The sequence below is a fragment of the Rhizobium sp. ZPR4 genome, from assembly GCF_040215725.1.
Taxonomy (GTDB): Bacteria; Pseudomonadota; Alphaproteobacteria; order Rhizobiales; family Rhizobiaceae; genus Rhizobium; species Rhizobium rhizogenes_D.
In genome coordinates this window covers 3,677,481-3,703,870 of the sequence record NZ_CP157967.1, presented here as the reverse complement: position 1 = coordinate 3,703,870, position 26,390 = coordinate 3,677,481, and the positions used below count along the sequence as shown (strand labels likewise).

Below are 26,390 nucleotides of genomic sequence, written 5' to 3'. Positions count from 1 at the left end.
CAACCAGGGCGCTACTTCCGGTTATCCGAACAATGTCTTCGAGACTAAATTGCTGACGGAGATTCGGAGAGATCTATTTCGCTCACTGCGGAACAGCCTTCGCCGTCTTCCGCTCATCAAGCTTGACCTTTCGCCGAGCGGAAGCTCGATCAAATAGTCCGCCCATAAAAGCGAAATAGAGAAAGACTAATCTGTACCGAGTGGAAAAAGTCCGCTTTCGTTGCTGCGCAACTTCAGCGTGACAGCCTTCGTCTGCTGACTTGCCGAGCCGAAGCTCGGAGAGCGAAGGCTGGTGGAGCTAAGCGGGCTCTCCACAACACCTTCTCAAACCCTTGAAACACTTGATTTTACATGCTAATCGCGACTGAAACTTGGTCTGAATGATTGGTCTGAAATGTCGAATAAATCTCGCCGCTATCTTGACCTACGCGGTCTAAAATACTGGTTCAAGAGAGACATTCCGCAGGCAATACGCATCCACTTCGATGGGAAAAGCGCCTACCTAAAGAACCTCGAAACAGGCGACATCAGACTTGCGATGGCAAGACGTGATCAAATTGAGCGGGAGACCGACAAGCTATTTCGAGATGCGCGTGATGGCCGTCTGAGACTGGGCAATGTTGACGTTATTAAAGAGATTGCTGAAGCTTGGATCTCTGAAATAGGGGAAAGCGCGAAAGACCCTGTGGCGTGGACGGCCAAGATCACAAACCGGGATAAAGCGAGCCTTAGCGACGAAGAGGCGCATGACCCTATGACCCTACTCGAGGATGCGGCTGAACAGATCGGGCAGGACCATGGTGACGTAGCTCGCCGTCGCTTTATCAGTATCGTCCACGGCAAGGTGGAAGTAGATCACCACATCGAAGCGTATCTGAAGGAGGCCAAGCTAGCGCCGAAGACTACAGATGAACGCCGAAACCTTGTAAAACGCTTTGCACAGTGGGCCAAGAATGAGGATATGCTTCTCGCCAAAGTCGACCGCGCAGTGGCGGGCCGTTATGTTTCTGCGGTAATTGCACCACTTCACAAATCCACCGCGAAGAAGCACCTTGGCAGCGTAAAGCTTTACTGGGACTGGCTAATTATGAGGGGCCACTATTCCAGTAAGAACCCTTGGGATGGACAGGTGATGCCGAGTCGGGGCAGGCGGGTCGAGCGTGGCAGTGATGTAACCGAGCGCCCTTTTACGACTGAGGAAATGCAGACACTGCTTCACGCGCCCTTCCCTAACAGCATCAATCCTGCATTCAAACAGCAGCTCCACGATGCCATGCGCATCTCCGCATTGTCTGGCATGCGGCTTGCGGAGGTGGTCACTCTATGGGTCGATGAGTGCCCACTAGACGAGAAAGGCAAGGGCCATTTCGATATCCAGCAGGGCAAAACTGCGGCGGCGGCGAGAAAGGTGCCTATCCATCCCGATCTTATCGAAATCGTCTGCCGCAGAAAGAAAGATAAGGCAGGTAACGACTGGTTATTTCACGAGCTTGCTAAAGAGCGCAACGCAGGAGATGTCTTCAGCAAGCGCTTCGCAGCCTATCGCAAGAAGTTGAAGGTGGAAGATAATCGCCCCGGACAGCGGCGCAGCCTGGTGAACTTCCATTCGTTTCGGCGATGGTTCGTTACAGAAGCCGAACAGACAGGGGCACCAGAGAGCATCATCTCGGATGTTGTGGGTCATGAAGAAGGCCGCAAATCAATCACGCTTAGGGTCTACTCTGGTGGCCCATCTGACACACAGAAACGTTCGTGCGTTGAAGCCGTTAAATTGCCCACCCCCCGACTGAAAACCGAATCGCTAGCTCAGGCCTAGCGCAAGAACAAGTGCGGAACCATCAATAGAATTGACGTACAGCCCCACTGGGCGCCTTTTCATCCAGGCACGGTAGATTGTGAATCTCGAATCAAACGCCTCTCCACGGTGAAATACTGGGGAATTAGGGGCATTCCACGCAGGCTCACCTTGCGTCGAGGTCGTGATACTAGTATTTAGATTATGCGTTCACTTGTCCGCGGCATTCGGGCGGCATCTTGGGAGTAAACCTGGGAGGCTTAGCTTCGTCGCATGAAGCGCCGAAGGACTGGTGAGAGCGAGTCCTCCTTGCTCTCAATGAGAAAGGAGGGGGATATGAGAATATCATGTCCCGCATTCCGCCCTGTGTCAGTTACTGACTATTGGCGGTTCCGTCTGGGCGAGTGGGAACATGTTCGTTCTCACTGCCGCCGTTGGCCGCGTTGGCGCGTGACCACGGCTTAACCCAGACTTCCCCTAGACTTCTGCCTGGATTTGGGTCCCCACTGCGGTGGGGGCCTTTTAGGCTCCTGCTATCAACAGGATGTTGATTTTGTATGTCGAATCACGCCGCTTGACAAGTGTTTCTGAACTTCGCCCGCGACGCAAAATCGAAAAATATTCAATTCGATTCCAAAAAATATTGCCATATCAATGCCTTAAAAAAGGCCATCGCGTCTACTCGATCATGACAAAATAGTCAATATCGCACCCCTGTGAATTATGGGGACAGAATGAAGCGCGGCCCGTCGAGTGGAACGACGCAACATCAACAAGCAGCCTTAGTTTTTGCCAAAAATCTGAGTGGGCAATCGATATACAGGAACCCAGCGCCACCCCCATGCCCGCCCGCGCCCATTCTCCGCGCGCGCGATACTGTCGCCTTAACGCGCGCGCTAAATCCCTTTCGCCACGGCAAGACCGCCACAGCCGGCAGACGCGACCTATGGACCTATTTGGGTATACTTCAAGAGAACCGGCAGCACCTCAGTCTGATAATGCCTCATTGACAACTCAAAAGAGACCGCCGATAAAGAGACCACTCAAATCAGACTAAGGGGCTATACATGTTTGTTCGTGCCTACCTTCGCGCGTCCACTGCGGACCAAGATGCCAGCCGAGCCCAATCCGATCTCTTGCGTTTTGCCGAGGAGCGCGACCTGAAGATTGCGACCTCATATATTGAGAACGAGAGCGGCGCATCGCTAAAGCGTCCTGAACTCTTTCGACTGTTGTCCGATTGCCAGCCGGGAGACGTTCTTCTGGTCGAACAGGTGGATCGGCTGAGCCGCCTTAACGCGGATGACTGGGAAAAGCTGAAGGCGGAAATCCGTGCGCGCCATGTCCGGGTGGTGGCAATGGACCTCCCGACTTCATGGAGTCTGGCGTCAGCCGACAAGGACGACATTCAGAGCCGGATGCTTGATGCGATCAACGGCATGATGCTGGACATGTTAGCGGCCATCGCACGCAAGGACTATGAGGACCGCCGCAGACGGCAGGCACAAGGGATAGCAGGTGCCAAGGCCAGAGGCGAATACAAAGGACGGCCTGAAGACAGGAGGCGGAATTCGGCAATCCTTCAGATGCTTCAGAATGGGCAATCGTGGAGCAGCATTATGAACGCAACGGGATGCAGCCGGTCAACCCTAGCACGACTCACAAAGAGGCTTGTCGCGCCGGAAACACCCGTCACATGATTGCTATGTGCTTTCAGGGAGTGGGTAAGCATGAATGTGTATGTCGCGCTGGCTCATGATGACCGTCTGGGCGCCCTCACTATGGCTGTGGCCTACTGGGTGGAGAGCATGGCTAGGGACGACGAGAAGGCCGATGAAGAGCAGTGCGAGGAAGCCCTACACAAGTTTGCGGAGCAGTTCACCGGGCCTCAGCAAGTCGCAGGCTGGATCAACTACGATAAACGGAAGGGCAAGATACTTGCGCTTCCCCCACTATATAACAAATTTGCGCAGTATGTTGGCAACTAAATCTTCGATGACAGCGATAGCTTTGCTGCGTGCTATCTCCACATTGGAGGGATGCGCGGCAGTGTTCCGAACCCCGAGAGCATTATCTAAAATCTTGCGCACATCGTTCGAAATGATATTCGCTGCTCGACATAACTCAATGAACTTGCTTTCCTGAAGTTCGCTCAAGTCCTCTTTGTTACCTATCTTTTTGATCCGCTTATCCGGGTTGGCGGCTAAGGCGTTGTTAAAGTCTGCAAGGTGATGGGTGAGAACAAAATCAAACATATGGTCAACGGCTAGTATCCAGCACATAACCACTGCTGCACGATTGGCGTTTGCTTCGAAGCAATCGACAGTCTCGGAAAGAAATTTCTTTTTCGCTCCTTCCGGAAACCCGGCTTCCAAAGATCTCAGTTCTGTACTCGTTTGTATAACAATGCGTCGAGTGCCCAGCTTGCTTGAAATTTGATCGCTCGCATTCCGGTGTAAACGATAGCCTCCAGCAGCAAGCTTGACATAGGTGAGAGGAGGCTTTTTCGTCCCTTCGGAGAGATACGAGGCTGTTCGACTTGGGACTTTCAAATCGCACGCAGCAAAGCATTCATTCACCGCTTTAGCGGTCGCCGAGGGCTGCCCCAATTCAACGGTGATCATGTAGCAAAAATAAGAAACCAGTTCCCGTTCGCTGAGGCTGCCTGCGTCGGAAATTGCTTCATAAAACCGCAGCGCTTGTGCGACCACTAGGCTAGATCACCCTTCTTGGACATACTTCCATGGTTAATATGATTACCACCCCGCAAAGTTAACTCAACGCCCCCTGAATCGGTAAATTCAATAAACTTCTTTTTACTTGCGGTGTCCCGAAAAGCTTGGACAAAGGCCGTCGGTACTTTTATTCCGGCGTCAGTATAGCACGTAAATACTTCATCAAATGTCGCCGGCTTCCTTCCTTTTCCTTCGAGGAACTTCAGAAATGCCACGATATTATTTGCATGGGTGGTCATGTTGTAATCTGCGATGAATTCCTTTAGGCCTTGCGTATCCAGGTCATCCACTAAACGTGGTTTATAGGTAGCTCCGTTCGAAGCTCTTTGTGGCTTTCCCGATGGCGGTTTTTTGATTTTATTTTTCTTACTCCCTGCAGTCGCCTTCGCTGTTGCTGGAGTTTCGTCAGCTTGGTCGGCATCCGAGTCGCCCTCGGCGAGACCGCCCCAATCCACTGCGTTACCTAACCTATCTCGGAAATCCTCGTAGACCTTCAAAACGAACTCAGCATCGCCTTCAGCATCAATGATACCTTGAGCAATATTTATGTGTAGTTTTGCAGTAGACATGGGGGAGCTCCGAATCATCCCCTATAGATTGTGCAAGCTTTCATCAGTACACAAGTGGATAATTAGTTTTCTGCAACCTTCTCGATGCGCCAAGCGTTACATTACCCGCCACTAGAATGTGGTCAATTACCCGCCACTATAGGAATAGACCATCGGGGCTCAGATAAGGCTCCTCATAGGTTCACTTCAGGATGAAAATCTGAAGGTATTTCTATGGTGATGACCTTATAGAATACAGCCCTCTCTGACATATAAACTTCCCTTTATTGTCCCTTTAGGAAAGGTGTAGGGGGATTGGACCTTTCCTCCGACTTTTAATTTCATTTGCGCCTGCATGTGACGGGATGCATCAATCCGTTTTAGCGGGCGCTCAAGTTATTCACAGCCCATTGTTTCGAAATTTCCTTTCTTTTCAATGCTTTCGCGCTGATAAACCCACAAGCGGGAATAACCCATAAGCGATTGAATTTGTTTCATAAATTTAATTGACGTGACGCCTTGCTTCGGAGTCTAAAGGTGCCGTTCTGGCCGGAGCGCACAACAATGACAACAACAAAACAGGGCTTATCTCATGTCACTCGCTATTGCTGTTTTCGGCCTGTCTCTAAGGGTCGAAGCTTCCTTGACCTCTCTCTATATCGACACGCGGTCGCACAGCTTCGCTTTCTGCCGCGATACATGGTTTGTGACGCCATCCGGCAAGTATCGGCACTGGCTTATCGAGAAGCTGGTCTAGGCAGCTCATGGCGGAATTTTCGAACATGGCGCGCGCATCCATCCCTTGATGTGCGTGCCCAATAGAGGTTTCGTGCCTTTGATATCCAAGGTTCTGAACAATATCGGCATCCGCTTCTGCGGTCGCCCCAGCAACCCCATTTTTTGCCCGATAGATCAGATGCGGAAGCAAGACATCGCCGCGTTTGAACGCTGGCAAGCGTGGGTCATCCTGCAAATGTACATCGTCTACAGATCTCCTCTCACGACAGTGCCGGGGAATCTGAAACCGGTAGATCGGGCGCGGTGGTTCTTTTATGCCCTCCATGACGGCATGAACCACTATTCAGCGGGTGAGGCACCGCCGCATGAAATGCCGGTCATACCTGCCGTGTGGCCTGATTCCTTTCCGTTCGATATCGCTTGGTCGTTCGTAGAAATGATCAACGCGCGCGCCGAACACTTCCGCTTTCTGAAAGCGAATGGTCATTATTGAATAAAGTCAACGGCTTGTGCCCCATAGGGGCGATTGCCCGCCACTGACAGAATAGCAGGCACGCTGCGAAGCCCTGCATTCTTGTACTCACCCACGACCTTCAACTGCGCGACACGCGGGCTTTTTGTCCGCGTGAACGGTATTCCTATGGGCATTCAAATGACCACCTATCTCAACGAAAAGTTCCCCTCAGCCAAGCGCGCGCTCGTCCTCACAGAAGATGCTGATGGGGCCGAAATTGTCCGCGTGTATCTTCGTGATGGGCAGTTTGCGACCGTGCTTGCAAATGACTTCGCCGGCCTGATGTCCTTGGGCGTCTCTCCGAATTGGTTTTTTAACAAGGATGGCGATGGCAAGAACCCCTACGTTCGCGCGAGCCTTTCAATCGCCAATGGTTGGACTGGCAATCTCGTCAGTATTGCGCGGCTTGTCCGCCCGGTTCCGTTCGGTGGCATCACCGTGCGCTACAAAGACGGCAGCACCCTCAATCTTCGCCGCGACAACCTCTTCGTTTCACAGGGTAGAACCTCTGCCAAGGGGCGAGAATGGTCTCTCGTTAACGCTGCCAATCTGAGTATCTCGGCCTGATCCAAGGAAACCCTCATGGCAAATTATGTGAACCTCGGCGGTGACGTCGATGGGCTGTCACCGCGCGCGCGCTCGGTCCTTGATGGACTGGTCGGCCACGGTGATCTTCCCGATATCCGCGTGCGCTCCGGCTTCCGCGACCCCGCCAAGAACAAGGCAGCAGGTGGCGCGAATGATAGCCAGCACATTCATCGTAACGCCCTCGACCTCGATATTTCAGGATACGATGACACACAGAAGCGCAAGCTACTCGACGCGGCGATTGGCCTCGGTGCCAAGGGCGTCGGTATTTATCCGTCTGGCAATAGCCTGCACATTGACGTTCGCGACACTCCAACTGTCTGGGGATGGAACCCAAAAGGTAACTATTCTGCCGCAGACCCCAGTGGTGCGCCTGAGTGGGCGCGCGATAGTTTAGCGAACCTGATGAAGTTGCCAGTCACCAACCCAGTGACGACTGGCGGCACGAACCGCAAGCTTCCTGCTTGGTGGAATTCGCTGGAGCAACATGCCGCTTCCGCAGGTGTTGATAGCGACGTTCTCTACCGCATCGGCGGGGCAGAGAGCATGTTCAAGAATGTCCCGAACGAAGGTGGCACCTCGACCGCTCACGGCCCGTTCCAGATCATTGAAGGGACATGGAACGACATCGCCAAGGCACGTCCTGATCTCAACCTCACGAACCGCTTCGACCCGGAACAGCAGGCGCGCGCGGCCCCATGGCTGCTTCGCGAATACTCCGATGTCATCCGCAAGCGGGTCGGGCGTGACCCTTCCGTGGGCGAGCAATATCTGGCTTGGTTCCTCGGTCCATACGACGCCGCCAGGGTTCTCAATGCTCCTTCGGGAACCGCCGTCAACGGTATCGTAAACCCCAATTCGGTGGCCGCTAACCCGGACGTGTTCAAGTCCGTTCAGACGGTCGATGACATCAGGCATTGGGCTGACGAGAAGATATCCGGCAAAGGTCTCGACGGTCTCGTTATCGACAAGCCGCAGGTTCCCTTCGTCCCTGACATGGGTCGGAACATGGAAGCGGCAACGGTGCCGAACCCTTATGACCACCGTGAGCGCGCCGTTATGGAACGCCAACGGCAGGACGAAAGCTATGGCTTTGGTCGAGGCGCGTGGGAAGCCATGAAGCAGGAGCAGATCATTGGCTGGGCTTTCTCGGAGGCTGGACGACCGGCACCCGACGTGAACTTTCGCGTGACCAAAGATATGCTCAAGCAGAAGGCAGCGGACGTTCCGACCGAATACCTGGGCTATCTCAGCGACAGTCACTCAGGCGCCGATTTCGACTGGCGTTTGGAGCGGCTGAAGAAGGATATCGCCGTCGAGCAGAAGCTTGCGGCTATGGGCGTGACAGGTGTCGGCCTGCGTCTCGGTGCGGCCATTCTTGATCCTGCGGGATGGCTTGCGACCGCTGCCGTTGCACCGATCGGTGGCGCGGTGAAGGCGGGGCGCGTTGGCCGAATTCTTGCTGCTGGCGTCGAAGGTGCCACGGCAAACCTCACGCTTGAAGGTGTGATGTCCCAGATGAAGCCGACGTGGGAAAAGGAGAACCTGATCTACGCGGGTGCCGGTGGGTTTCTGTTCGGGGCAGCGTTTGGCTCGGCTGGACGCAATGCCGCTAATGCTGAAGAGACCAACATTCTCGGGAAGAACGCTCGCGAACTTATGTCGAGCGTTGAGATGGGTCGGTCGGCTGGCGCTGCCCAGAACTCCATGGCACGCAACCCCATCCGCACCGACATCTCGGAATACCTTACCAAGAACTTCGCGGACGCTCAGGATGACTCAGCCCTCAACGGCTGGCATCGCTGGGATTTAACCGGCAAGCTCAAGGCATCTGAGAACCCGCTAGTTCGGGCACTCGGCAACCTACTGCCTGAAGAGACCGTCGGTCAGAAGAAGGGTGGCGCAACTTCGCGCGCCCTAACGGAAGACCAGACAATTATCCAGCGCCGCTTCGATATCTCGTGGTCGCGGGCCTATCGCTCAGCGTGGGCCGACTACAGGGAGCGGAATGGCCTTGGCTGGGCGGCTGGCGTCAACGGACAAGAGACCGCATTCCGTCAACAGGTGACTGAGGCCATCCGCAACACCGACCCACTGAGGGAGTTTGACCCCGCCATCGTGAAGATGAAGGACGAGTGGAACAAGATCAGTGCCGCTTACGTGAAGCTCACGCAGGGCGATCACCTGTCCCTAGACGGCACCCAGCGCGCCCCGATGAAGGGCTGGGAAGGTTTGAGCGAAAGCGAAACCTACGTGCCGCGTCTGGTCCACTGGGAACGCTTCAGGGCGCTCCAGTCGGAGCTTGGCTCCACCGGCCTGACAAAGCTCATCTCTGCTGCCATCCGTGGCCGCAACGCCGACATCGACAAGGTGAAGGCGGACAAGATTGCCAAGGGCTACATCAAGCGCCTTGAACAAGTCGATGCAGGCCAAGAGCAGTCGGCTTCACGCATCTTCTCGACCCTTGATATGGACGAGATGCGGATGAACCTTGAGGAAGCCGGTCTCGACCCTGATGACATCAAGTTCGTGATGAAGGGGATGGAAGGCCGGGATGCCGACAAGGCGGGACAGGCACGCGGCAAGCGCAGACAGTTGCTGAACGAGAACTTCAGCATCGCCCTGCCGACCGCCAACGGCCAGCGTGAAGTGCGTATTGCGGAACTCTTTCACGACGACGTTCAGCACCTGTTCGAAAGCTACAACCGGCAGATGAGCGGCGCTGTCGCCATGTCCCGCTTGCGGGTCGAGAACCCGAACTGGAGGCCGGGAGAGGACGACATTCATCCTCGCTACCTGATCGACGGGGTTCACAGCCGTTCCGATTGGGAGACGGTCATCAAGCAGGTTCGCGCTATCGCGTCGAGTGAAGGGGCCACACATGCCATGCGAAAGAGCGTGGATGATGACGTTGCCCGCCTTCAGTTCCTCTATGATGGCATAACCGGCACGCCATCAAAGTTTGACCAGTCCAACGTGGCGTCAGCCGTGCGCATGGTCCGAGACTACAACTTCCTTCGGGTCATGGGCCAGGTCGGCTTTGCGCAGATTGCCGAAATGGGTATGATCACTGGCTCCCTCGGCCTGAAGACAGCCATCCAATCAATACCGTCTTTGCGCACGTTCATGCGTGATGCGAAGACCGGTGCCTTGAAGGATGCTGACGCTGAAGCTCTGGAGTGGATCAGCACAGCCGGAACCGACACCCTTCGGGGCATCGGCCATATCGTCACCGACGACTTTGGCGCTCCGGTCACTCACGCCGGTAAGTCCTCCGCAATGCTCAAGGCTGAGGGCGCGTTCAGTCGTGGGGCGCGTACCATGACGATGATCAGCGGCATGGCCCCGATCAACGCCTACCTTCAGCGCTGGGCGTCCAAGGGCGTCCTTCAGAAGTTCATTGACATGAGCGAGGAAGGTGCCCGCGTGAACCGCAAGCGGATGCGCGTGCTGGGTCTCGATGACGAGATGCAGGAGCGTATCTTCGGTGAAATCCGCAAGCACATGGGCGAGACCAGCAGCGAACGCGAAGGCGGCAAGCTGATGAGGTTGAACCTTGAGAAGTGGAACCCGGAGACTCGTGGCGCTTTCGAACACGCCATCTTCAGGTGGACGCGAAAGATCATCCAAGAGAACGACTTGGGCCAGACGAACACGATGCTGGGGCATACCCTCGGCAAGCTGTTCTTCCAGTTCCGGGGCTTCATGTTGGGCGCTTGGACCAAGAACACCCTGCACAATATCCACATGCGAGACTGGGAGAGCATGTCGATGATCTTAGCGACGATGACCTTCGGAGCATTGTCCTATGCCGCCCAGACGCATCTTCAGTCCATCGGCAGAAGCGACCGCGAGGAGTGGCTAAAGAAGCGCCTTTCGCCAGAGCGGTTAGGAACGTCCGCATTCCAACGGGCGGGCTTCTATTCGGTCTTTCCGGCAGTGGTCGATAACATGGCGTGGCTGGCGCACTTTGATCCGCTGTTCGATAGCCGCGTAACGGGGCAGCCCTCTCAGGGATATACCTCGTTTCCAGCCTTGGGGATGATCGATAATGCTATGAATTCGGTTCGTGGCATCACAGGCATAGCTCAAGGGGACCCCTTCTCTCAGAGGGATGCACGCTCGATTTTCGGAACATTGCCTTTCCAGAACACGCTTCCAATGCTCTGGTTTGCAAACACCGTCATTCGCGGTTTGCCAGAAAAGGATGGAGCGCGGAAATAAGAAAGGTCACGGTGTCGCTTACCGTGACCCTATTTCTGACCCTCTAGCAAAGGGGGCGGGAGCCGAAACGCTTCCCTTCGCATACGCTAGACAAATTTCTAGCCGACTACAAGTAACCGGCGCATTGGCAGTTAAGCTGTCCGTGCGTCGGTTTTTTTCGCCGTCGAAATGGAGGCGCTACCCACAGCGTATTTTGGCAATTTAGTAATCTCGCGATAGAGGGCTTTCATGGTGTTTTCGCCATAGTCGGCGCTGGCAGTGCCATCCTCACTATGTCGCAACCCTTGGAAAGTATTCGATGTCGAGAGCCGATTTGAAAATTGGAGACATGTGATCCACGATTTTTTCGTAGCCGATGTGAAGCAACTGAGGCCCATAAGCGTAGGCTGCGACTTGATAGGGTGCCAGATGGAATTCCAGCCCCTTCTCATCAAAACTGAACGCCCGGAAACAATCCCAATCAGCAGTACCAGTCTTTACCCACTCTTCCTCAAAAGCAGGTACATCCTCGTCTTCGCGGCGGCGGGCCAATAGTTGAGACCTCGCATCGGCCTGTAAAATCGGAAACACATTGTCGGGATTTTCAAATATCTTTTGTAGCCGTTCGATGCGGCAGAGAGGATCACACAGGAAGCAATAAGTCTGGAAATGGGTATTAGGATGAGCGGCACCGGCAGAGTAGCTATGCATTTGATAAACAAGCGACAGAACCCTGCCTTGCATTTTGGGCAGTTGAGGATTTGCATACACCGAGTTTAGCCGCCTGTAGCGGTCTTGCCCGAAATTGAAATGGTTGACCTCCGGGATGAGCGTCAAAAACCTCATTTCCATGAGGTCCGCAAACATATCCCCTCTAATCAAGTCACCCGCCTGGGAAACAAACGGATAGGTCTCGGAGCTAAGCCGGGGCATGCGATAGGTCGCATCAAATCCCGGAATTCCATCTCGAAACTCGTGGTGCGTGTAAAAACTCCATTTTACCGCCGAGTTATTTTGAGCCGTCTCTATTGCTACGCCAACGCGCTCCAACTGATGCTTAATGGCATCCAGCAGACTTTCTTGGAATGATTCATCGGAAAGTCTAATGAATTGAACACTCCTAATTTCGCGAGGGACGCTGACTTCATCGTCCAGCAGCACCGGTATCAGGTAGATGTCATCGATCAGCTTTTCCTCTGCCTTCTCAAGCGCGAGCTTGATTTCTCGCTGAACATAGCCTCTCTTCGTGACGGACTTGTCGGATAGGAAAACGACTATGACTGTTGCCTGATCGAGCGCGCGACGGATTTCGTAATCCCAATTTTGCCCCGCCTTGAGCCGCTTGAAGTCCATCCAAACATCTATACCCGCGCCAACGAGCCAATCAGCTATAGGACTGACCCTCTCTCTGTCCGCTGCTGTGTAGCTTACGAAAACCAACTGCTCGTCAGGACGCATTCGCTCGTCTCCATATCATGCGCGAGACATGTGTAAACTGTCTCCCAACCCGAAGACCAGTACCTTCGTTCTTGATTAATTGCGCAGACCTCGAAAAACACCTCACCCCGCAGAGCAAAAAACTTGGTCTGAATCATTGGTCCGATTTGGTCGGAACGACGGCCCCCGGAAAATGTTAACCAGCTGATTAGAAAGGATTTTTTAAAGGTAGTTGAAATTTGGTGGAGCTAAGCGGGATCGAACCGCTGACCTCTTGCATGCCATGCAAGCGCTCTCCCAGCTGAGCTATAGCCCCATCAAGATGGTGCCGTTTTACCGGCCCTGGGTCCCTTCCGAGCGCTTCGCCCGTTGGGGTGGCGGCTTATTACTTGTGGTTTTCACAGATAGCAAGCCGAAAAATTCGGCCCGGGAAATTTTTCTTGGGTCCCGGGCCGATTGTCTTTCAGATCAGACGTCGTCTTCGTCGCCGGTGACGCCGATGATGTCGCTCATGTCGTCATCGTCTTCATCTTCGTCGGCTTCGAGGAAGGTGTCGTCGTCATCGTCGCCGATTTCGACATCGTCATCGCCCATGTCCGGAATGTCGTCGCCGCTTGCGGCCTCGTCGGCATCTTCGAGCGATACCAGTTCGACTTCCGTGTTTTCGGTATCGACTTCGGCCACTTCGTCCTCTTCCGGAACTTCCTTGGAAGCGGAGGTTTCTTCGAAGAAGGACAAGGGCCAGGACTTGCCGGTATAGGGCGAGACCACCGGATCCCGGTTCAGGTCATAGAACTTCTTGCCGGTATCGGGATCGGTACGTTTTGTTCCAAGTTCCGCTTTCGCCACTGTCAAAGCCTCATGAATGGCCGAATGAAAATTCGGCAATGCCGGGGAAGCCGGCGTTTTAAGGGAAATATCAGCCGGTCCCCTTAATCGTTGCGGCCGTTTCTGTCAAAGCTAAAGTTCATGCCGCTTTGCACGCGCTTTTCGTGCATTGCCCGGCGGGCCTTTGTCAAACGAGCCGATGCGAAGCGGGGCACATCTGATTCAAAGGTATCGCCACGATGCTTTCGCGTTTTTTTGCTATGATGACAAGATTGAGCGCGACGATCGAAACCAGAGACTGATAGACCGCGCCATTGGCCATTCGAAGCCTTGTCGTACATGGTTCCTGGCAGGGTTTCCTGGGAATGGCGCAGCAAACGGATCGAAGCCATGTATCAGCCGCCACACCATCGCGAAGACGATCTTAGCACGCAGCACCAGCTGATCCGCGCCCATCCGCTCGGAATGCTCATTACGGCTGGTGATGGCGGGCTGATCGCCAATGCCGTCCCATTCCACCTGAATACAGAGCTTTCGCCGAAGGGAACGCTGCAGGCCCATGTGGCTAGGGCGAATGGCCAGTGGAAGGAGATCGCCGCAGGGGCACCCGTGCTCGTCGTCTTCCAGGGCGCCGATACCTATATCACGCCCTCCTGGTATGCGACGAAACGGGAAACCGGCAAGGTGGTGCCGACCTGGAACTATGCGATCGTGCAGGTTCGCGGCGCCGCGCGGACGATCGAGGATCCGGTGTGGCTGCGCGCGCAGATCGGCGCGCTGACGGGCGAAAACGAGAGCGACCGTCAACAGCCGTGGGCAGTGGAGGATGCGCCACCGGACTTCATCGCAGCGCAGATGAAAGGCATCGTCGGCATCGAAATCGACATCGAGACGATTGACGGCAAATGGAAGGTAAGCCAGAACCGGCCGCTGGCTGACCGCCAGGGCGTCGCCGAAGGCCTTACGACGATCGATCGTACGGAGGCCGCGGAAATGGCCGATCTGGTGCGTCGCTACAGCAAATAACAAGAGACCGGCTAGGGACAGAGAAGACATGATCATCGCCATCGACGGACCAGCGGCCGCCGGCAAGGGAACTCTGGCACGTCGGATCGCCGAGGCCTATGGCTACCATCATCTCGATACCGGCCTCACCTACCGCGCCACCGCCAAGGCCCTGCTCGACGCCGGATTACCGCTTGATGATGAAACCGTTGCCGAGGCGATGGCGCACAAGGTCGATCTCGCCAGGCTCGACCGGACTATCCTCTCCCGGCACGAAATCGGCGAAGCTGCCTCGAAGATCGCCGTCATGCCGGCCGTGCGCCGGGCGTTGGTCGAGGCACAGCAGCGTTTTGCCGGTAAGAAGCCGGGCGCCGTGCTCGACGGCCGTGATATCGGCACCGTCGTCTGTCCGGAAGCGCCGGTGAAATTCTATGTGACGGCTTCGGCCGAAGTCCGGGCGAAGCGGCGCTACGAGGAAATCGTCGACGCTGGCGGTAGCGCCGATTACGACGCCATTTTCGAAGATGTGAAGCGGCGCGACGAGCGCGATATGGGCCGCACCGATAGCCCTTTGAAACCAGCTGAAGACGCATACTTGCTAGATACCTCAGAAATGAGTATAGAAGCGGCGTTTCAGACGGCAAAATCGATCATCGACGCCGCTCTGAGCCGAAATGCCTGAAAATGTGAGCGGCTTTCGCGCGCCCCGCGCCGGAAACCGCCGATTTCAAAATAGCCTGACATTCCGTCCAAGCGCCGGATAGCTTCCCGAAAAGGAGGCGGACTGGGGTCAGGCCTGTTTAACGCGAACCACCGGCGCGTCAGTGTCCAGATTGCATGATCGGGACACGCCAGGAGATTTTATGTCTGTAACTTCCCCCTCTCGCGAAGATTTCGCAGCTCTTCTCGAAGAATCCTTTGCCAAGAACGATCTGGCTGAAGGCTATGTCACCAAGGGTATCGTCACCGCCATCGAAAAGGACGTTGCTGTTGTCGACGTCGGCCTCAAGGTCGAAGGCCGTATCGCGCTGAAGGAATTCGGTGCACGCGCCAAGGACGGCACGCTCAAGGTTGGCGATGAAGTCGAAGTCTACGTCGAGCGCATCGAAAACGCACTTGGCGAAGCTGTTCTGTCGCGCGAAAAGGCTCGCCGCGAAGAAAGCTGGATCAAGCTCGAAGCCAAGTTCGAAGCTGGCGAGCGCGTCGAAGGCGTCATCTTCAACCAGGTCAAGGGTGGCTTCACCGTCGATCTCGACGGCGCTATCGCCTTCCTGCCGCGTTCGCAGGTCGACATCCGTCCGATTCGCGACGTCACCCCGCTGATGCACAACCCGCAGCCCTTCGAAATCCTCAAGATGGACAAGCGCCGCGGCAACATCGTCGTTTCGCGTCGTACGGTTCTGGAAGAGTCCCGTGCCGAGCAGCGTTCTGAAATCGTTCAGAACCTCGAAGAAGGCCAGGTTGTTGACGGCGTCGTCAAGAACATCACCGATTACGGTGCGTTCGTTGACCTCGGCGGCATCGACGGCCTGCTGCACGTCACCGACATGGCATGGCGCCGTGTGAACCATCCGTCGGAAATCCTGTCCATCGGCCAGCAGGTCAAGGTACAGATCATCCGCATCAACCAGGAAACCCACCGCATCTCGCTCGGCATGAAGCAGCTCGAGAGCGATCCGTGGGATGGCATCCAGGCCAAGTATCCGGAAGGCAAGAAGATTTCCGGTACCGTCACGAACATCACCGACTACGGTGCGTTCGTCGAGCTGGAGCCGGGCATCGAAGGCCTCATCCACATCTCGGAAATGTCCTGGACCAAGAAGAACGTTCACCCCGGCAAGATTCTGTCCACGAGCCAGGAAGTCGAAGTTGTCGTTCTCGAAGTGGATCCGACCAAGCGTCGTATCTCGCTCGGCCTGAAGCAGACGCTGGAAAACCCGTGGGCAGCATTCGCCCGCAACCATCCGGCTGGCACCGAAGTCGAAGGCGAAGTCAAGAACAAGACCGAATTCGGCCTGTTCATCGGCCTCGACGGCGATGTGGACGGCATGGTTCACCTCTCCGACCTCGACTGGAACCGTCCGGGCGAACAGGTCATCGAAGAGTACAACAAGGGTGACGTCGTCAAGGCTGTCGTTCTCGACGTTGACGTCGAGAAGGAACGCATCTCGCTCGGCATCAAGCAGCTTGGCAAGGACGCAGTCGGCGAAGCAGCCGCTTCCGGCGACCTGCGCAAGAATGCAGTCGTTTCCTGCGAAGTCATCGCAGTCAACGACGGCGGCATCGAAGTGAAGCTCGTCAACCACGAAGACATCACCTCGTTCATCCGCCGCGCCGATCTGTCGCGTGACCGTGACGAGCAGCGCCCTGAGCGTTTCTCGGTTGGTCAGGTTGTCGACGCTCGCGTCACCAACTTCTCCAAGAAGGACCGCAAGATCATGCTGTCCATCAAGGCTCTGGAAATCGCAGAAGAGAAGGAAGCCGTTGCTCAGTTCGGTTCTTCCGACTCGGGCGCTTCGCTCGGCGACATCCTGGGTGCGGCTCTGAAGAACCGCAACGCCGAATAATCTTCGGTCGAAGCCTCTCAAACAAAAGACCCGCCGGAGCGATCCGGCGGGTTTTTCTTTGTCCAAGTGTCGGGTCTGCGCCAGCCAGCCATGGCGTTTCGAATCTGCTTATTCCCAGGCCACCATGCGGCGATAGAAATCGAAGGCGTGGTCATGCAGGGGATCGCGCAGCGGCTGCGGCAGCGCAACGAGTTCCGACCGGGAACCGTCGCCTTGCGAAGGGACGGGTCTGACTTCCGATTCATCAAATCCTTCCTCGCCCGCCTGCACCGACGAATCCTCTGCATGGGCCTCGTCTTTATCCTGATCCTGCGGGGACTGTTCCTCGTCCTGAGCCTGCTCGCCGTCTTCGTCGCCGACCGGGTCAACGCGATTGAGCAGCTTTGCGTCGCCGTTCTTGATCGGGGTATCGGCCGGCAGATAGTTCGCGACGACGAAGGGAACGCCGGGCGGCAGTGGCGTCGATATTGCAGTCTGTTCGGCCGCCTCATACACCGCCATCGGCGTTGCCGACGGAGCCTGCACCGGCGCCTTGCCGGACAGCACGGCAGATGGCGCCTCGAGCTCTTCTGTCAAGGACACGGGAACAGCCGTTGCCGTTGCCGGGCTCCTGGCATTTTCATTGACGCTCGGTGGCTGCGACGGCGGGGCCTCTGTCGCGGCATTGCCCATCAGCGCCTGCGCGATGATCTTCTCAACCGAGGACGAGGGATTGCTGATGATCTGCAGAAGATCGGAATTGGTTGCCATCGCGGGCGGGCTGATGACCACCTGAAGCCCCTGTTTGATATCGGCTTCGATCTGCTGGATATCGCGCGGCACCGGTGGCGGGGAGAGCGGCGATCTGATCAGTGCCACTTCAGTCGGGAGCTCGGCTTCGGCGGCGATCGCTGTCAGCAAGGCGCTCGCGGCGAGATCGTCGACCAGGGAAGCAAGCTGCGAAGGCTGGGGCGCTGAAGCCGCAATGCTGACGGCGGCGGGCGCTATTTGCGGGCTGGCAGCAGCAGGTGCGGCTTGCGGGTAGGCCACGGTCACGTTTTGCGTCGCCGTCTGAACTGGAGCTGCCTCTGCGGCAAACGGTGCGGATTGAGCGGGAACGCCCGATGGCGGCGTCTGCTGCGGCGCGGGCGCCTGCTGGGGAGCGGGTTGGGCTGTTGTTGTTGTTGTTGTCGTCGGCACGGCCGGCTCTTCCGCTGCCGTCGCCAGAGCCATCGCGAGAGCAGCCAAATCAGCCGCTTTCTGCAACGGAGCCGATGTCGGTGCCTGCGCAGCTGGCGTTTCTACCTCGCCGGCGTTTTGTCCATAGGAGCTGACGACAGCCTTCAGCACGGCGTCCGGCTCAGCGGTTAATGCCTGCTCAAGGCTCAGAGCCAGCTGAACCGCCTGTGGGCTCTCCGGGTCCTCCAATGCTGCTGCAAGAAGCGGCAGCGGCACCGGCGTCCTCATCTGCGCATCCAGCCGTTGTTGCGCGGCGGCGAGCTGTGGCGGCGTCAGGCTGCGGATTGCGGCAGCGACGCGCTGCGCATAGGCGGTGTTGCTCTCGCCCGGCTCGCGGGAAACATTCACCACCTTGCTGGCGGCGTCGATCGCGGAGAGCAGGCTGTCGAGCATGCGTTCGCGGGCCGCGACCAGCAGCATGTTCAGCTTACCCTCGACGTTGGCATTGACGGTGCTCGAGAGAACGGCGAGCGGCGTTGCCGTCGTCTGAAGCCCGGAGGTTTCAGCCGTTGCGGCAATCGGCTTCTCAATGGACACACCCACAGCGGACACGGCACCAACGGGAAGCAACATGACATGCTCCTTTGTCTGGCAAGGCGACGATGGAAGCGGGAGGGCAGGTTCAATCCAGATCCGCTCATGCGGCCGGTACATTTCCTAGCGCCACATGACCGAAGTGACGAGGCGCGAACGCGCTGAACTGGAAATCATCCGCAAAATAGCAGTCGAGTCCTTAACAGATCACTAAATAAAAGGGCCGATGCCACTTCCGCGGCACCGGCCTTCGGATTTCGCCCTGTGAGCGAAACAATCAGCTATGCGCGAAAATATCCGCCTCTTCCCAGCCGAGAAGGTCGAGCTTGGCGCGCGTCGGCAGAAAGGCGAAGCAGTCATCCGCATAGTCCATGCGGCCATCGCGCAGCAGGCGTTGCGTCAGCTTTTCGCGCAGCGCATGCAGATAGAGCACGTCGGAGGCTGCATATTCGAGCTGCGCCGACGAAAGCGTTTCCGCCGCCCAGTCTGACGACTGCTGTGCCTTGGAAATATCGACGTCGAGCATTTCCTTGAGATTGTCCTTCAGGCCGTGGCGGTCGGTATAGGTGCGGCAGAGGCGCGACGCGATCTTGGTGCAGAAGACCGGCGTGGTGGTGACGCCGAACGTATGGAACAGGACGGCGATGTCGAACCGGCCATAGTGAAAGATCTTCTGGTGCGTCGGGTCGGCGAGCATTGCGACGAGATTGGGAGCCTGCTTCTGGCCGGCGGCGATGCGGATGACGTCAGCCGTGCCATCACCCGGCGAAAGCTGTACGAGGCAAAGCCGGTCGCGGCGCGGAACGAGGCCGAGGGTTTCGGTATCGATGGCAATGGCGCCGGTGTAGTGGGCGGCATCCTCAGTGGAAATATCGCCTTCGTGAAAACGGATGGTGGCGGCCATGAGATTCTCCCGGCTCTCTATTCAGAATTCGCTTTTCGTCCGTTCTATAGAACAGACGGGTTGAGAACCATACCAGCGCCCGTCAAAAAGTCGGCGGCGTATTGATCCAGAGCAATATGGTCTCGCCATCATGGCGGTTGCGCCAGGAGTGATAGCGGCGGCTTTCGAAATAGAGGGAATCGCCGGGCAGCAGATCGAAGAACTGATCGCTGTCGAGCACCAGCTCCAGCCGCCCGGCAAGCACATGGATGAATTCTTCACCCTCATGGCGATAGGCACCCTCGCTCGCAGCACCCGGAGCAAGAACGAAGCGATGGCAATCCATCATCGTCCTGCCTTCGGCAAGCAATTGCACGGTGACGCCCGGCGTCGTCGCCGGCCAGGCACGCCATTCGCCAGAGCGGATGAGCGCGGGGACATCTTCGCGCTGCTCGCCCGACAGGCGCGACACCGTCGTGCCGTAGTAATCCGCCAGATCGTGGAGGGTCTTGAAGCTGACGCCTTGAGAGGTGCGTTCCAGGGTCGACAGCGTCGACGACGTCACGCCCATGTCGGCTGCGACCTGCTCCAGCGTCTTGCCCGCGGCATGGCGCAGCGAGCGGAGCCTGCGGCCGATATCCGAGGAAGCCAGTTGCTCACCATTTTCGAGACCGGCAGTCCCTTCCTCCGTCTCGAGCGCCTCGCGAATCGCTGCCGGATTGAGGCCGCGCTCGGCGCGGAACCAGGAAATGCGCTTCAGCCGCGCCACGTCCTCGGCACTGTATTGGCGATGTCCGGTCTCGGAACGGGAGGGGACCACTAGCCCCTGGCTTTCCCATAGGCGAAGGGTGGAGGCCGATACGCCAGCCAGACGTGCTGCCTCTGCCACCTTGTAGCGCACGGGGTAGCGCTCGGGCTCGATGCTGCTCATTGCCAATATTCCTGATCTTCCTTTTTTGGAACCGTTTAGCATGGATGAAGCGACTTAGCGCGCCTTAAAAGCCGCACGGCGTTCCAGGCGAGCCGTTGGCGCATTCTTGTCACCCGCACAAAATCCCGCTTGAAATCTTGCAGGAAAAATGTAGGAGTTTTGTAAATAACTTGCAGAAGTTCTGCAAGATAATTCGAAAACGACCTTCTGGGAGCCACTGCAATGACCCTGACCGAGCGGAAGAATGCCGCCATTTCCCGCGGCGTCGGCATGACGACGCAGATCTATGCCGATCGCGCCGAAAACGCCGAGATCTGGGATAAGGAAGGCAATCGCTACATCGATTTTGCCTCCGGCATCGCCGTGGTGAATACCGGCCACCGGCACCCCCGCGTGATTGCCGCCGTCAAGGAGCAGCTCGACCGCTTCACGCACACCTGCCACCAGGTCGTGCCCTATGAGAATTATGTCCATCTGGCCGAGCGGCTGAACGCGATCGTTCCCGGCGATTTCGCCAAGAAGACGATCTTCGTGACGACCGGTGCGGAAGCGGTCGAAAACGCCGTCAAGATCGCCCGCGCCGCTACGGGCCGCTCCGCCATCATCGCCTTCGGCGGCGGCTTCCACGGCCGCACCTTCATGGGCATGGCGCTGACCGGCAAGGTCGCGCCCTACAAGATCGGCTTCGGCCCCATGCCGGGCGATGTCTTCCATGCACCGTTCCCCGTGCCGCTGCATGGCGTGAGCGTCGAGCAATCGCTCGCCACGCTGAAGAAGCTGTTTGCCGCCGATGTCGATCCGCAGCGTGTCGCCGCCATCATTCTGGAACCCGTGCAAGGCGAAGGCGGCTTCTATCCCGCGCCGGCGGCCTTCATGAAAGCGCTGCGCGAGATCTGCGACCAGCACGGCATTCTCCTGATCGCCGACGAGGTGCAGACGGGCTTTGCGCGCACCGGCAAGATGTTCGCGATGGATCACCATGAGGTTTCGGCAGATCTCGTCACCATGGCAAAGAGCCTTGCCGGCGGCTTCCCGCTCGCAGCCGTCACCGGCCGCGCCGAAGTCATGGACGCCCCCGGTCCCGGCGGCCTCGGCGGCACCTATGGTGGCAATCCGCTTGGCATTGCCGCTGCCCATGCCGTGCTCGACGTCATCGCCGAGGAGGGCCTATGCGACCGCGCCAATCAACTTGGCTCGCGCCTGAAGCAGCGGCTGGAATCGCTGCGCGACAAGGTGCCCGAGATCGCCGACATCCGCGGCCCCGGCTTCATGAATGCGGTCGAATTCAACGACGCGACGACGAAGCTGCCGAGTGCGGACTTCGCCAACAAGGTGCGGCTGATCGCGCTCGACAAGGGTCTGATCCTTTTGACCTGCGGCGTCCACGGCAATGTCATCCGCTTCCTGTCGCCGCTCACCATTCAGGACGGCGTGTTCAGCGAGGCACTCGACATTCTTGAGGCATCGCTGCTGGAGGCAAGCGCCTCGCGCTGACGGACGCGATCCACGTAGTTCCTTTTATCCGCCCGCGCGGCCTGCCGGGCGAAACCTGTCGGAGTGCATAGCATGTCCTTTACAACAGCAATGACCAAGCATGTGCCTTTCTCCTCGCGCTTCCTGCGCGCCGCCGGTTATATCAACGGCGCCTGGACGGCCGGCGAGGCAACGAAGACATTCGACGTCATCAATCCCGCCACCGGCGAAGTGCTCGCCTCGCTGCCCGATATGGGAGCTGCCGAGACGACCGCAGCGATCGATGCCGCCCATATCGCCCAGGCCGCCTGGGCCGCCCGCCCGGCCAAGGAACGGGCCACAACCTTACGCAAATGGTTCGACCTCATGATCGCCAATGCCGATGAGCTGGCGGCGATCCTGACCGCTGAAATGGGCAAGCCGCTGCCGGAAGCCAGAGGTGAGATCCTCTACGCCGCCTCCTATGTCGAATGGTACGCGGAAGAGGCCAAGCGTATCTACGGCGAGACCATCCCCGCCCCCTCCAACGACAAGCGCATGGTCGTCATCAAGCAGCCGGTCGGCGTCGTCGGCACGATCACGCCCTGGAATTTCCCGGCCGCGATGATCGCCCGCAAGATCGCGCCGGCGCTGGCTGTCGGTTGCACCGTCGTTTCGAAGCCCGCCGAACAGACGCCGCTGACGGCGATTGCGCTTGCCGTTCTCGCGGAAGAAGCAGGCATCCCGGCCGGCGTTCTCAATATCATCGTCGGTGTAGACGGCCCGGCGATCGGTCGCGAACTCTGCGGCAATGCCAAGGTGCGCAAGATCAGCTTCACCGGATCGACCGAAGTCGGTCGCATCTTGATGCGCCAGTGTGCCGACCAGATCAAGAAGGTCAGCCTCGAACTCGGCGGTAACGCGCCTTTCATCGTTTTCGACGACGCCGATCTCGATGCCGCCGTCGAAGGGGCGATGGCTTCGAAGTACCGCAACGCCGGCCAGACATGCGTCTGCGCCAATCGCATCTATGTGCAGTCGAGTGTCTATGACGCCTTTGCCGCCAAGCTTGCCGCCAAGGTGGGCGAACTTTCCGTCGGCGACGGCTTCAAGCCGGGCGTGACTGTCGGACCGCTGATCGACGAACAGGGTGTCGCCAAGGCCGAAGACCACGTTCGTGACGCCGTCTCCAAGGGTGCTCGCGTTGCCTTTGGCGGCAAGCGCATCGAAGGTGCCGGCACATTCTTCGCGCCGACCATCCTGACGGGCGTCGACCGCAGCATGAAGGTTGCCCGCGAGGAAACCTTCGGCCCCGTTGCGCCACTCTTCCGCTTCGACACGGTCGAAGATGTCATCGCCCAGGCGAACGACACCGAATTCGGTCTCGCCGCCTATTTCTTCGCCGGCGACCTGAAGAAGGTCTGGCGCGTGGCGGAAGCGCTGGAATACGGCATGGTCGGCATCAATACCGGATTGATGTCGTCGGAAACGGCTCCCTTCGGCGGCATCAAGCAATCCGGCCTCGGCCGCGAAGGCTCGCGCCACGGCGCCGACGACTATCTGGAAATGAAGTATCTTTGCATCGGCAATCTATAGCCGACTATCAAGTTGAGGTGATGTGAATGCGGCCCTGCCACAAGCGGGCCGCACTCAGCCGACCGGTGTGAAAAGCGCCGGTATCGAGATTGAGCCTGAGACCATTGACTTCGGCTCGGCTGATCGGTGTATGGCCATGTATGATCAGCTTCGGCAGCGGCTGTGCACTGTCGTAGAAACGCGAGCGGATGAAGACGAGGTCATCGTCTTGCTGATCTGCAATCGTCCGATCCGGATCGATGCCGGCATGGACGAACAGGGCCTTCGGCGTGTCCAGCAGGATCGGCAGGCGACGCAGGAAATTGACGTGATCGTCCGGCAGCCAGGTTCGGATGAACGTGTCGAGTTTCTTCTGCTTGGGATATAGCTGCTGCAACCGAGGGATATCCACGCCATAGGAGGCGAGCGTCGCATCGCCGCCGAGCCCCACCCACTCCTCAAGCGATATCTCGCCATCGACATAGGAAAGCATCGCCATTTCATGATTGCCGGTGAGGCATATGCGGTCGAAACCATTCGGTGGCGGCGCCATCAGGCGGCCGACCACCTGCGCCGATGCCGGACCGCGATCGATGAAATCCCCGAGCATGATGATGAGTTTTCTGCCGGGCAGCCCCACCGCATCGGCGAAGATCTTGCGCTCCAGTGCGCTCAGGAGATCGTAACGGCCATGGACGTCGCCGATCACATAGGTGGGCATGTCGAGGTGTTCGAGCCATTCCCGACGCCGACGATGGCCGAAGCCATTCGCCATTTTTTCGCGTATCCTAGACGCCGCCATGAAACTGCCTTTCGAGCGCACACCCCGGAACGCCTTAACTGTGTCTGCAAAAAGGACTCAAAAGCGACGATTCTTTGCCAGAGAGGCGGAAATCATCGCTGATGACGGTTCTGGCAGCGGGCCTGAGCCTGCGGCACCAACCCGCCTTGCGGCAAAGCGTCCCGAACGGCGCCTTTATGCATGGAGAAAGTTGACAGCGCGTATCCGCAATCTTATCGCGCTAACCACGCTGGCGCGAGAAATTCCCGCCGTTCAACCTGAGAAAACGTGGGTGTCGGGCAGCTTCGGCACGAGCGCTGCCGGATTACCGACGCAAACGACATGCCTCAAACTGGAACGTCCCATTCATGGCGCCTGTAAACTTATCGTGAAGTCCTGATGGAGACGACGACAGCGCTCGAACTCTGCCGCTTCCTGCATGACGCATCCCTGATGCTTCTGTGGGGTGCCTGCGCCTATCTCTCCCTGTTCGTGCCGCAAACGCTGGCCCATATCGTGTGGCGCATGGTTGCGATACCGTTTTTGCTGATTACTGCGATTGCCGTTTTAACAGCCCTGGCCGCGCTGCCGGTGACGACGGCGAATATCGGCAGCGGCTGGAACGATGCGCTCAATGCTAGCATGATCCATGACGTGGTTTTCGAAACCACGGTCGGGGTCGCCTGGCAGGCGCAGGCGCTGGCGGCCATCGTGATGGTTTGCGCCTTGCTGCTGCCGGAGAGCGGGCGCCGCCATGGATTGGCGCTGGGTGCGGGTCTTGGTCTCGCCTCGCTGTCGTTGACCGGGCATGCCTCGATGCTGGAAGGCTGGCTCAGGCAGGCGCATCGGGCCAATGATATACTGCATGTGCTTGCCGGCGGCGGCTGGCTGGGAGCGCTGGTGCCGCTGCTCTCCATTCTTCGGCTTCTCGGCCGGCCGGAATGCAGGGCGGAAGCACGGATCGCGCTGCGCCGGTTCTCCAATGCCGGGCATGTCGCGGTCGCGCTCGTCATTCTCTCCGGCATCGTCAATACGCTGCTGATCCTGAAGCGTCTGCCGACCGACTGGTCTTCGCCCTATCAGATGCTGCTTGCCGTCAAGATCGCGCTGGTCGCCATCATGGCCGTGCTGGCCATTATCAATCGCTACGTCTTCGTTCCGTGGATCGGCCGCAAGCCGACGCGCGCGCTACTGGCCCTTCGGCTTGGAAGCATCGCCGAGATCGTCATCGGCATTGTCGTCATCGGCCTGATCGCCGTCTTCGGGATGCTGGAGCCGGTCTAGCCGCCGAGCGACTTCACGATCGCGCGAACGGTTTCGGCATCGCTTGTCGCGGGCTTGTATTCCAGGCCCACCCTGCCGCGATAGCCCCGGGCGAAGAGCCAATCCAGCCGTTCCTTCAGATCGATGCGGCCCGTGCCGGGGTCGCTACGGCCCGGATGATCGGCGACATGCAGATGCACGATCCGGTCGATACGATCGCCGATCACCTGCCGCGTGTCTTCGCCCATGACAGCCGAATGATAGACATCATAGACGATGCCGATTTCCGGGCGACCGACCTCGTCGACGATATCGAGGCCTTCAACCGTCGAAGACAGGTAGTAGCCGATATGGTCGATCGTCGTGTTCAACGGCTCAAGGCCCAACCGGACGCCGGACCCTTCGAGAATCTCGGCGCCGGCGCCAAGGGCGGCAACGATGGCCGCCCGCTGATCTGCACGCGAATAGTCGGGCAGGTCGTCGCCGGCCTGGGCAATGAGAACCCGCGCACCGAGACGCTGCGCCACGGCGACGGACTCTCGCAGGCCCTTCAGCCACGCCTCCTTGTTTGCCGGATTCGTCAGTGCGATCATCGGTTCGGCCACGAGGCCGGAGACCGCGATGCCGGTCTCGGCTACGGCAGCCGCGATCGCGTCCAGATCCTTGTTCGTCCAGTGCCAAAACTCGATGGCGTCGAGCCCCGCCTCATGTGCCAGCCGGATACGATCGGTAAAAGCGTCGCCGTCGCGCCCGAACAACCATTCGATACAAGCCGAAAACTGCCGCATGAGATTC

At 57.9% G+C, this 26,390-nt stretch carries 24 protein-coding genes and 1 tRNA gene; 14 read left to right on the top strand and 11 right to left on the bottom strand.

Annotated elements, in window-relative coordinates:
* Window positions 1-394: 394 nt before the first annotated feature.
* From ABOK31_RS17725 to ABOK31_RS17715, 3 genes are all read left to right on the top strand, one after another.
* Window positions 395-1,816, top strand: coding sequence for a tyrosine-type recombinase/integrase (locus tag ABOK31_RS17725; protein ID WP_349956962.1), 1,422 nt, complete (start codon window positions 395-397; stop codon window positions 1,814-1,816).
* A 1,046-nt stretch (window positions 1,817-2,862) separates the two neighbouring features.
* Window positions 2,863-3,495 (top strand): recombinase family protein, encoded by a 633-nt coding sequence (locus ABOK31_RS17720; RefSeq protein WP_349956961.1) that lies wholly within the window; start codon window positions 2,863-2,865, stop codon window positions 3,493-3,495.
* 30 nt (window positions 3,496-3,525) lie between these two features.
* Complete coding sequence (locus ABOK31_RS17715) at window positions 3,526-3,783, top strand: hypothetical protein (protein ID WP_349956959.1); 258 nt, start codon at window positions 3,526-3,528, stop codon at window positions 3,781-3,783.
* On the opposite strand, the gene ABOK31_RS17710 is transcribed toward ABOK31_RS17715, so the two are convergent.
* Window positions 3,748-4,506 (bottom strand): hypothetical protein, encoded by a 759-nt coding sequence (locus ABOK31_RS17710; protein WP_349956958.1) that lies wholly within the window; start codon window positions 4,504-4,506, stop codon window positions 3,748-3,750. The genes ABOK31_RS17715 and ABOK31_RS17710 overlap by 36 nt on opposite strands.
* Window positions 4,506-5,099, bottom strand: coding sequence for a hypothetical protein (locus ABOK31_RS17705; RefSeq protein WP_349956956.1), 594 nt, complete (start codon window positions 5,097-5,099; stop codon window positions 4,506-4,508). Before ABOK31_RS17705 ends, ABOK31_RS17710 begins: the two co-directional genes overlap by 1 nt.
* 571 nt (window positions 5,100-5,670) lie before the next feature.
* Here ABOK31_RS17705 and ABOK31_RS17700 point away from each other — a divergent pair.
* From ABOK31_RS17700 to ABOK31_RS17685, 4 genes are all read left to right on the top strand, one after another.
* Window positions 5,671-5,835 (top strand): hypothetical protein, encoded by a 165-nt coding sequence (locus ABOK31_RS17700; protein WP_349956955.1) that lies wholly within the window; start codon window positions 5,671-5,673, stop codon window positions 5,833-5,835.
* Between the two features lie 72 nt (window positions 5,836-5,907).
* On the top strand, window positions 5,908-6,309 hold the full coding sequence (locus ABOK31_RS17695) for a hypothetical protein (RefSeq protein ID WP_349956954.1): 402 nt from the start codon (window positions 5,908-5,910) through the stop codon (window positions 6,307-6,309).
* Window positions 6,310-6,468: 159 nt separating this feature from the next.
* Window positions 6,469-6,897 (top strand): hypothetical protein, encoded by a 429-nt coding sequence (locus tag ABOK31_RS17690; protein WP_349956952.1) that lies wholly within the window; start codon window positions 6,469-6,471, stop codon window positions 6,895-6,897.
* Window positions 6,898-6,912: 15 nt separating this feature from the next.
* Complete coding sequence (locus tag ABOK31_RS17685; protein WP_349956950.1) at window positions 6,913-11,142, top strand: D-Ala-D-Ala carboxypeptidase family metallohydrolase; 4,230 nt, start codon at window positions 6,913-6,915, stop codon at window positions 11,140-11,142.
* A 270-nt stretch (window positions 11,143-11,412) separates the two neighbouring features.
* Here ABOK31_RS17685 and ABOK31_RS17680 read toward each other — a convergent pair whose 3' ends face one another.
* The 4 genes from ABOK31_RS17680 to ABOK31_RS17665 form a co-directional block, all read right to left on the bottom strand.
* Window positions 11,413-12,579, bottom strand: a complete 1,167-nt coding sequence (locus tag ABOK31_RS17680) for a TIR domain-containing protein (RefSeq protein ID WP_349956949.1) — start codon at window positions 12,577-12,579, stop codon at window positions 11,413-11,415.
* 219 nt (window positions 12,580-12,798) lie between these two features.
* Window positions 12,799-12,874, bottom strand: a tRNA-Ala gene (locus ABOK31_RS17675).
* A gap of 152 nt (window positions 12,875-13,026) precedes the next feature.
* Window positions 13,027-13,407: a TIGR02300 family protein gene (locus ABOK31_RS17670; protein ID WP_174178530.1), complete on the bottom strand. Its 381-nt coding sequence runs from the start codon at window positions 13,405-13,407 to the stop codon at window positions 13,027-13,029.
* 83 nt (window positions 13,408-13,490) lie between these two features.
* Entirely contained in the window at window positions 13,491-13,778 is a 288-nt protein-coding gene (locus ABOK31_RS17665; protein WP_349956948.1) for a hypothetical protein, read from the bottom strand.
* On the opposite strand from ABOK31_RS17665, the gene ABOK31_RS17660 reads away from it, so the two are divergent.
* The 3 genes from ABOK31_RS17660 to rpsA all read left to right on the top strand — a co-directional run bounded on the left by ABOK31_RS17660 (window position 13,777) and on the right by rpsA (window position 16,958).
* The gene (locus ABOK31_RS17660; RefSeq protein WP_349956947.1) at window positions 13,777-14,412 is read left to right on the top strand and encodes an FMN-binding negative transcriptional regulator; all 636 of its coding nucleotides are present in this window, start codon (window positions 13,777-13,779) and stop codon (window positions 14,410-14,412) included. The two genes, ABOK31_RS17665 and ABOK31_RS17660, sit on opposite strands and share 2 nt — an antisense overlap.
* Before the next feature lie 28 nt (window positions 14,413-14,440).
* Window positions 14,441-15,073 carry a (d)CMP kinase gene (cmk, locus tag ABOK31_RS17655; protein WP_349956946.1) on the top strand — a complete coding sequence of 211 codons (633 nt, stop codon included), beginning with the start codon at window positions 14,441-14,443 and terminating at the stop codon, window positions 15,071-15,073.
* A 181-nt stretch (window positions 15,074-15,254) separates the two neighbouring features.
* Window positions 15,255-16,958 carry a 30S ribosomal protein S1 gene (gene rpsA / locus ABOK31_RS17650; RefSeq protein WP_004127690.1) on the top strand — a complete coding sequence of 568 codons (1,704 nt, stop codon included), beginning with the start codon at window positions 15,255-15,257 and terminating at the stop codon, window positions 16,956-16,958.
* Window positions 16,959-17,066: 108 nt separating this feature from the next.
* Here rpsA and ABOK31_RS17645 read toward each other — a convergent pair whose 3' ends face one another.
* The 3 genes from ABOK31_RS17645 to ABOK31_RS17635 form a co-directional block, all read right to left on the bottom strand.
* Entirely contained in the window at window positions 17,067-18,749 is a 1,683-nt protein-coding gene (locus ABOK31_RS17645; RefSeq protein ID WP_349956944.1) for a hypothetical protein, read from the bottom strand.
* 238 nt (window positions 18,750-18,987) lie between these two features.
* Window positions 18,988-19,614, bottom strand: coding sequence for a ribonuclease D (locus ABOK31_RS17640; protein WP_349956942.1), 627 nt, complete (start codon window positions 19,612-19,614; stop codon window positions 18,988-18,990).
* An 82-nt stretch (window positions 19,615-19,696) separates the two neighbouring features.
* The gene (locus tag ABOK31_RS17635) at window positions 19,697-20,524 is read right to left on the bottom strand and encodes a MerR family transcriptional regulator (protein WP_349956941.1); all 828 of its coding nucleotides are present in this window, start codon (window positions 20,522-20,524) and stop codon (window positions 19,697-19,699) included.
* 222 nt (window positions 20,525-20,746) lie between these two features.
* Here ABOK31_RS17635 and ABOK31_RS17630 point away from each other — a divergent pair, with 222 nt between their 5' ends.
* Together ABOK31_RS17630 and ABOK31_RS17625 are read left to right on the top strand one after the other, a co-directional pair.
* Complete coding sequence (locus ABOK31_RS17630; protein ID WP_349956939.1) at window positions 20,747-22,018, top strand: 4-aminobutyrate--2-oxoglutarate transaminase; 1,272 nt, start codon at window positions 20,747-20,749, stop codon at window positions 22,016-22,018.
* A 72-nt stretch (window positions 22,019-22,090) separates the two neighbouring features.
* A complete protein-coding gene (locus ABOK31_RS17625; protein WP_349956937.1) occupies window positions 22,091-23,572 on the top strand; it encodes an NAD-dependent succinate-semialdehyde dehydrogenase in 1,482 nt (493 codons plus the stop codon).
* A 7-nt stretch (window positions 23,573-23,579) separates the two neighbouring features.
* Here the strand turns inward: ABOK31_RS17625 and ABOK31_RS17620 are convergent, their stop codons facing one another.
* On the bottom strand, window positions 23,580-24,326 hold the full coding sequence (locus tag ABOK31_RS17620; RefSeq protein ID WP_174178540.1) for a metallophosphoesterase: 747 nt from the start codon (window positions 24,324-24,326) through the stop codon (window positions 23,580-23,582).
* 25 nt (window positions 24,327-24,351) lie between these two features.
* On the opposite strand from ABOK31_RS17620, the gene ABOK31_RS17615 reads away from it, so the two are divergent.
* Complete coding sequence (locus ABOK31_RS17615) at window positions 24,352-24,732, top strand: hypothetical protein (protein WP_174178542.1); 381 nt, start codon at window positions 24,352-24,354, stop codon at window positions 24,730-24,732.
* Complete coding sequence (gene copD / locus ABOK31_RS17610; protein WP_349956934.1) at window positions 24,732-25,616, top strand: copper homeostasis membrane protein CopD; 885 nt, start codon at window positions 24,732-24,734, stop codon at window positions 25,614-25,616. The genes ABOK31_RS17615 and copD overlap by 1 nt, the downstream gene beginning before the upstream one ends.
* Here the strand turns inward: copD and ABOK31_RS17605 are convergent.
* Window positions 25,613-26,383, bottom strand: coding sequence for a sugar phosphate isomerase/epimerase family protein (locus ABOK31_RS17605; protein WP_349956932.1), 771 nt, complete (start codon window positions 26,381-26,383; stop codon window positions 25,613-25,615). The two genes, copD and ABOK31_RS17605, sit on opposite strands and share 4 nt — an antisense overlap.
* Between the last annotated feature and the right edge of the window lie 7 nt (window positions 26,384-26,390).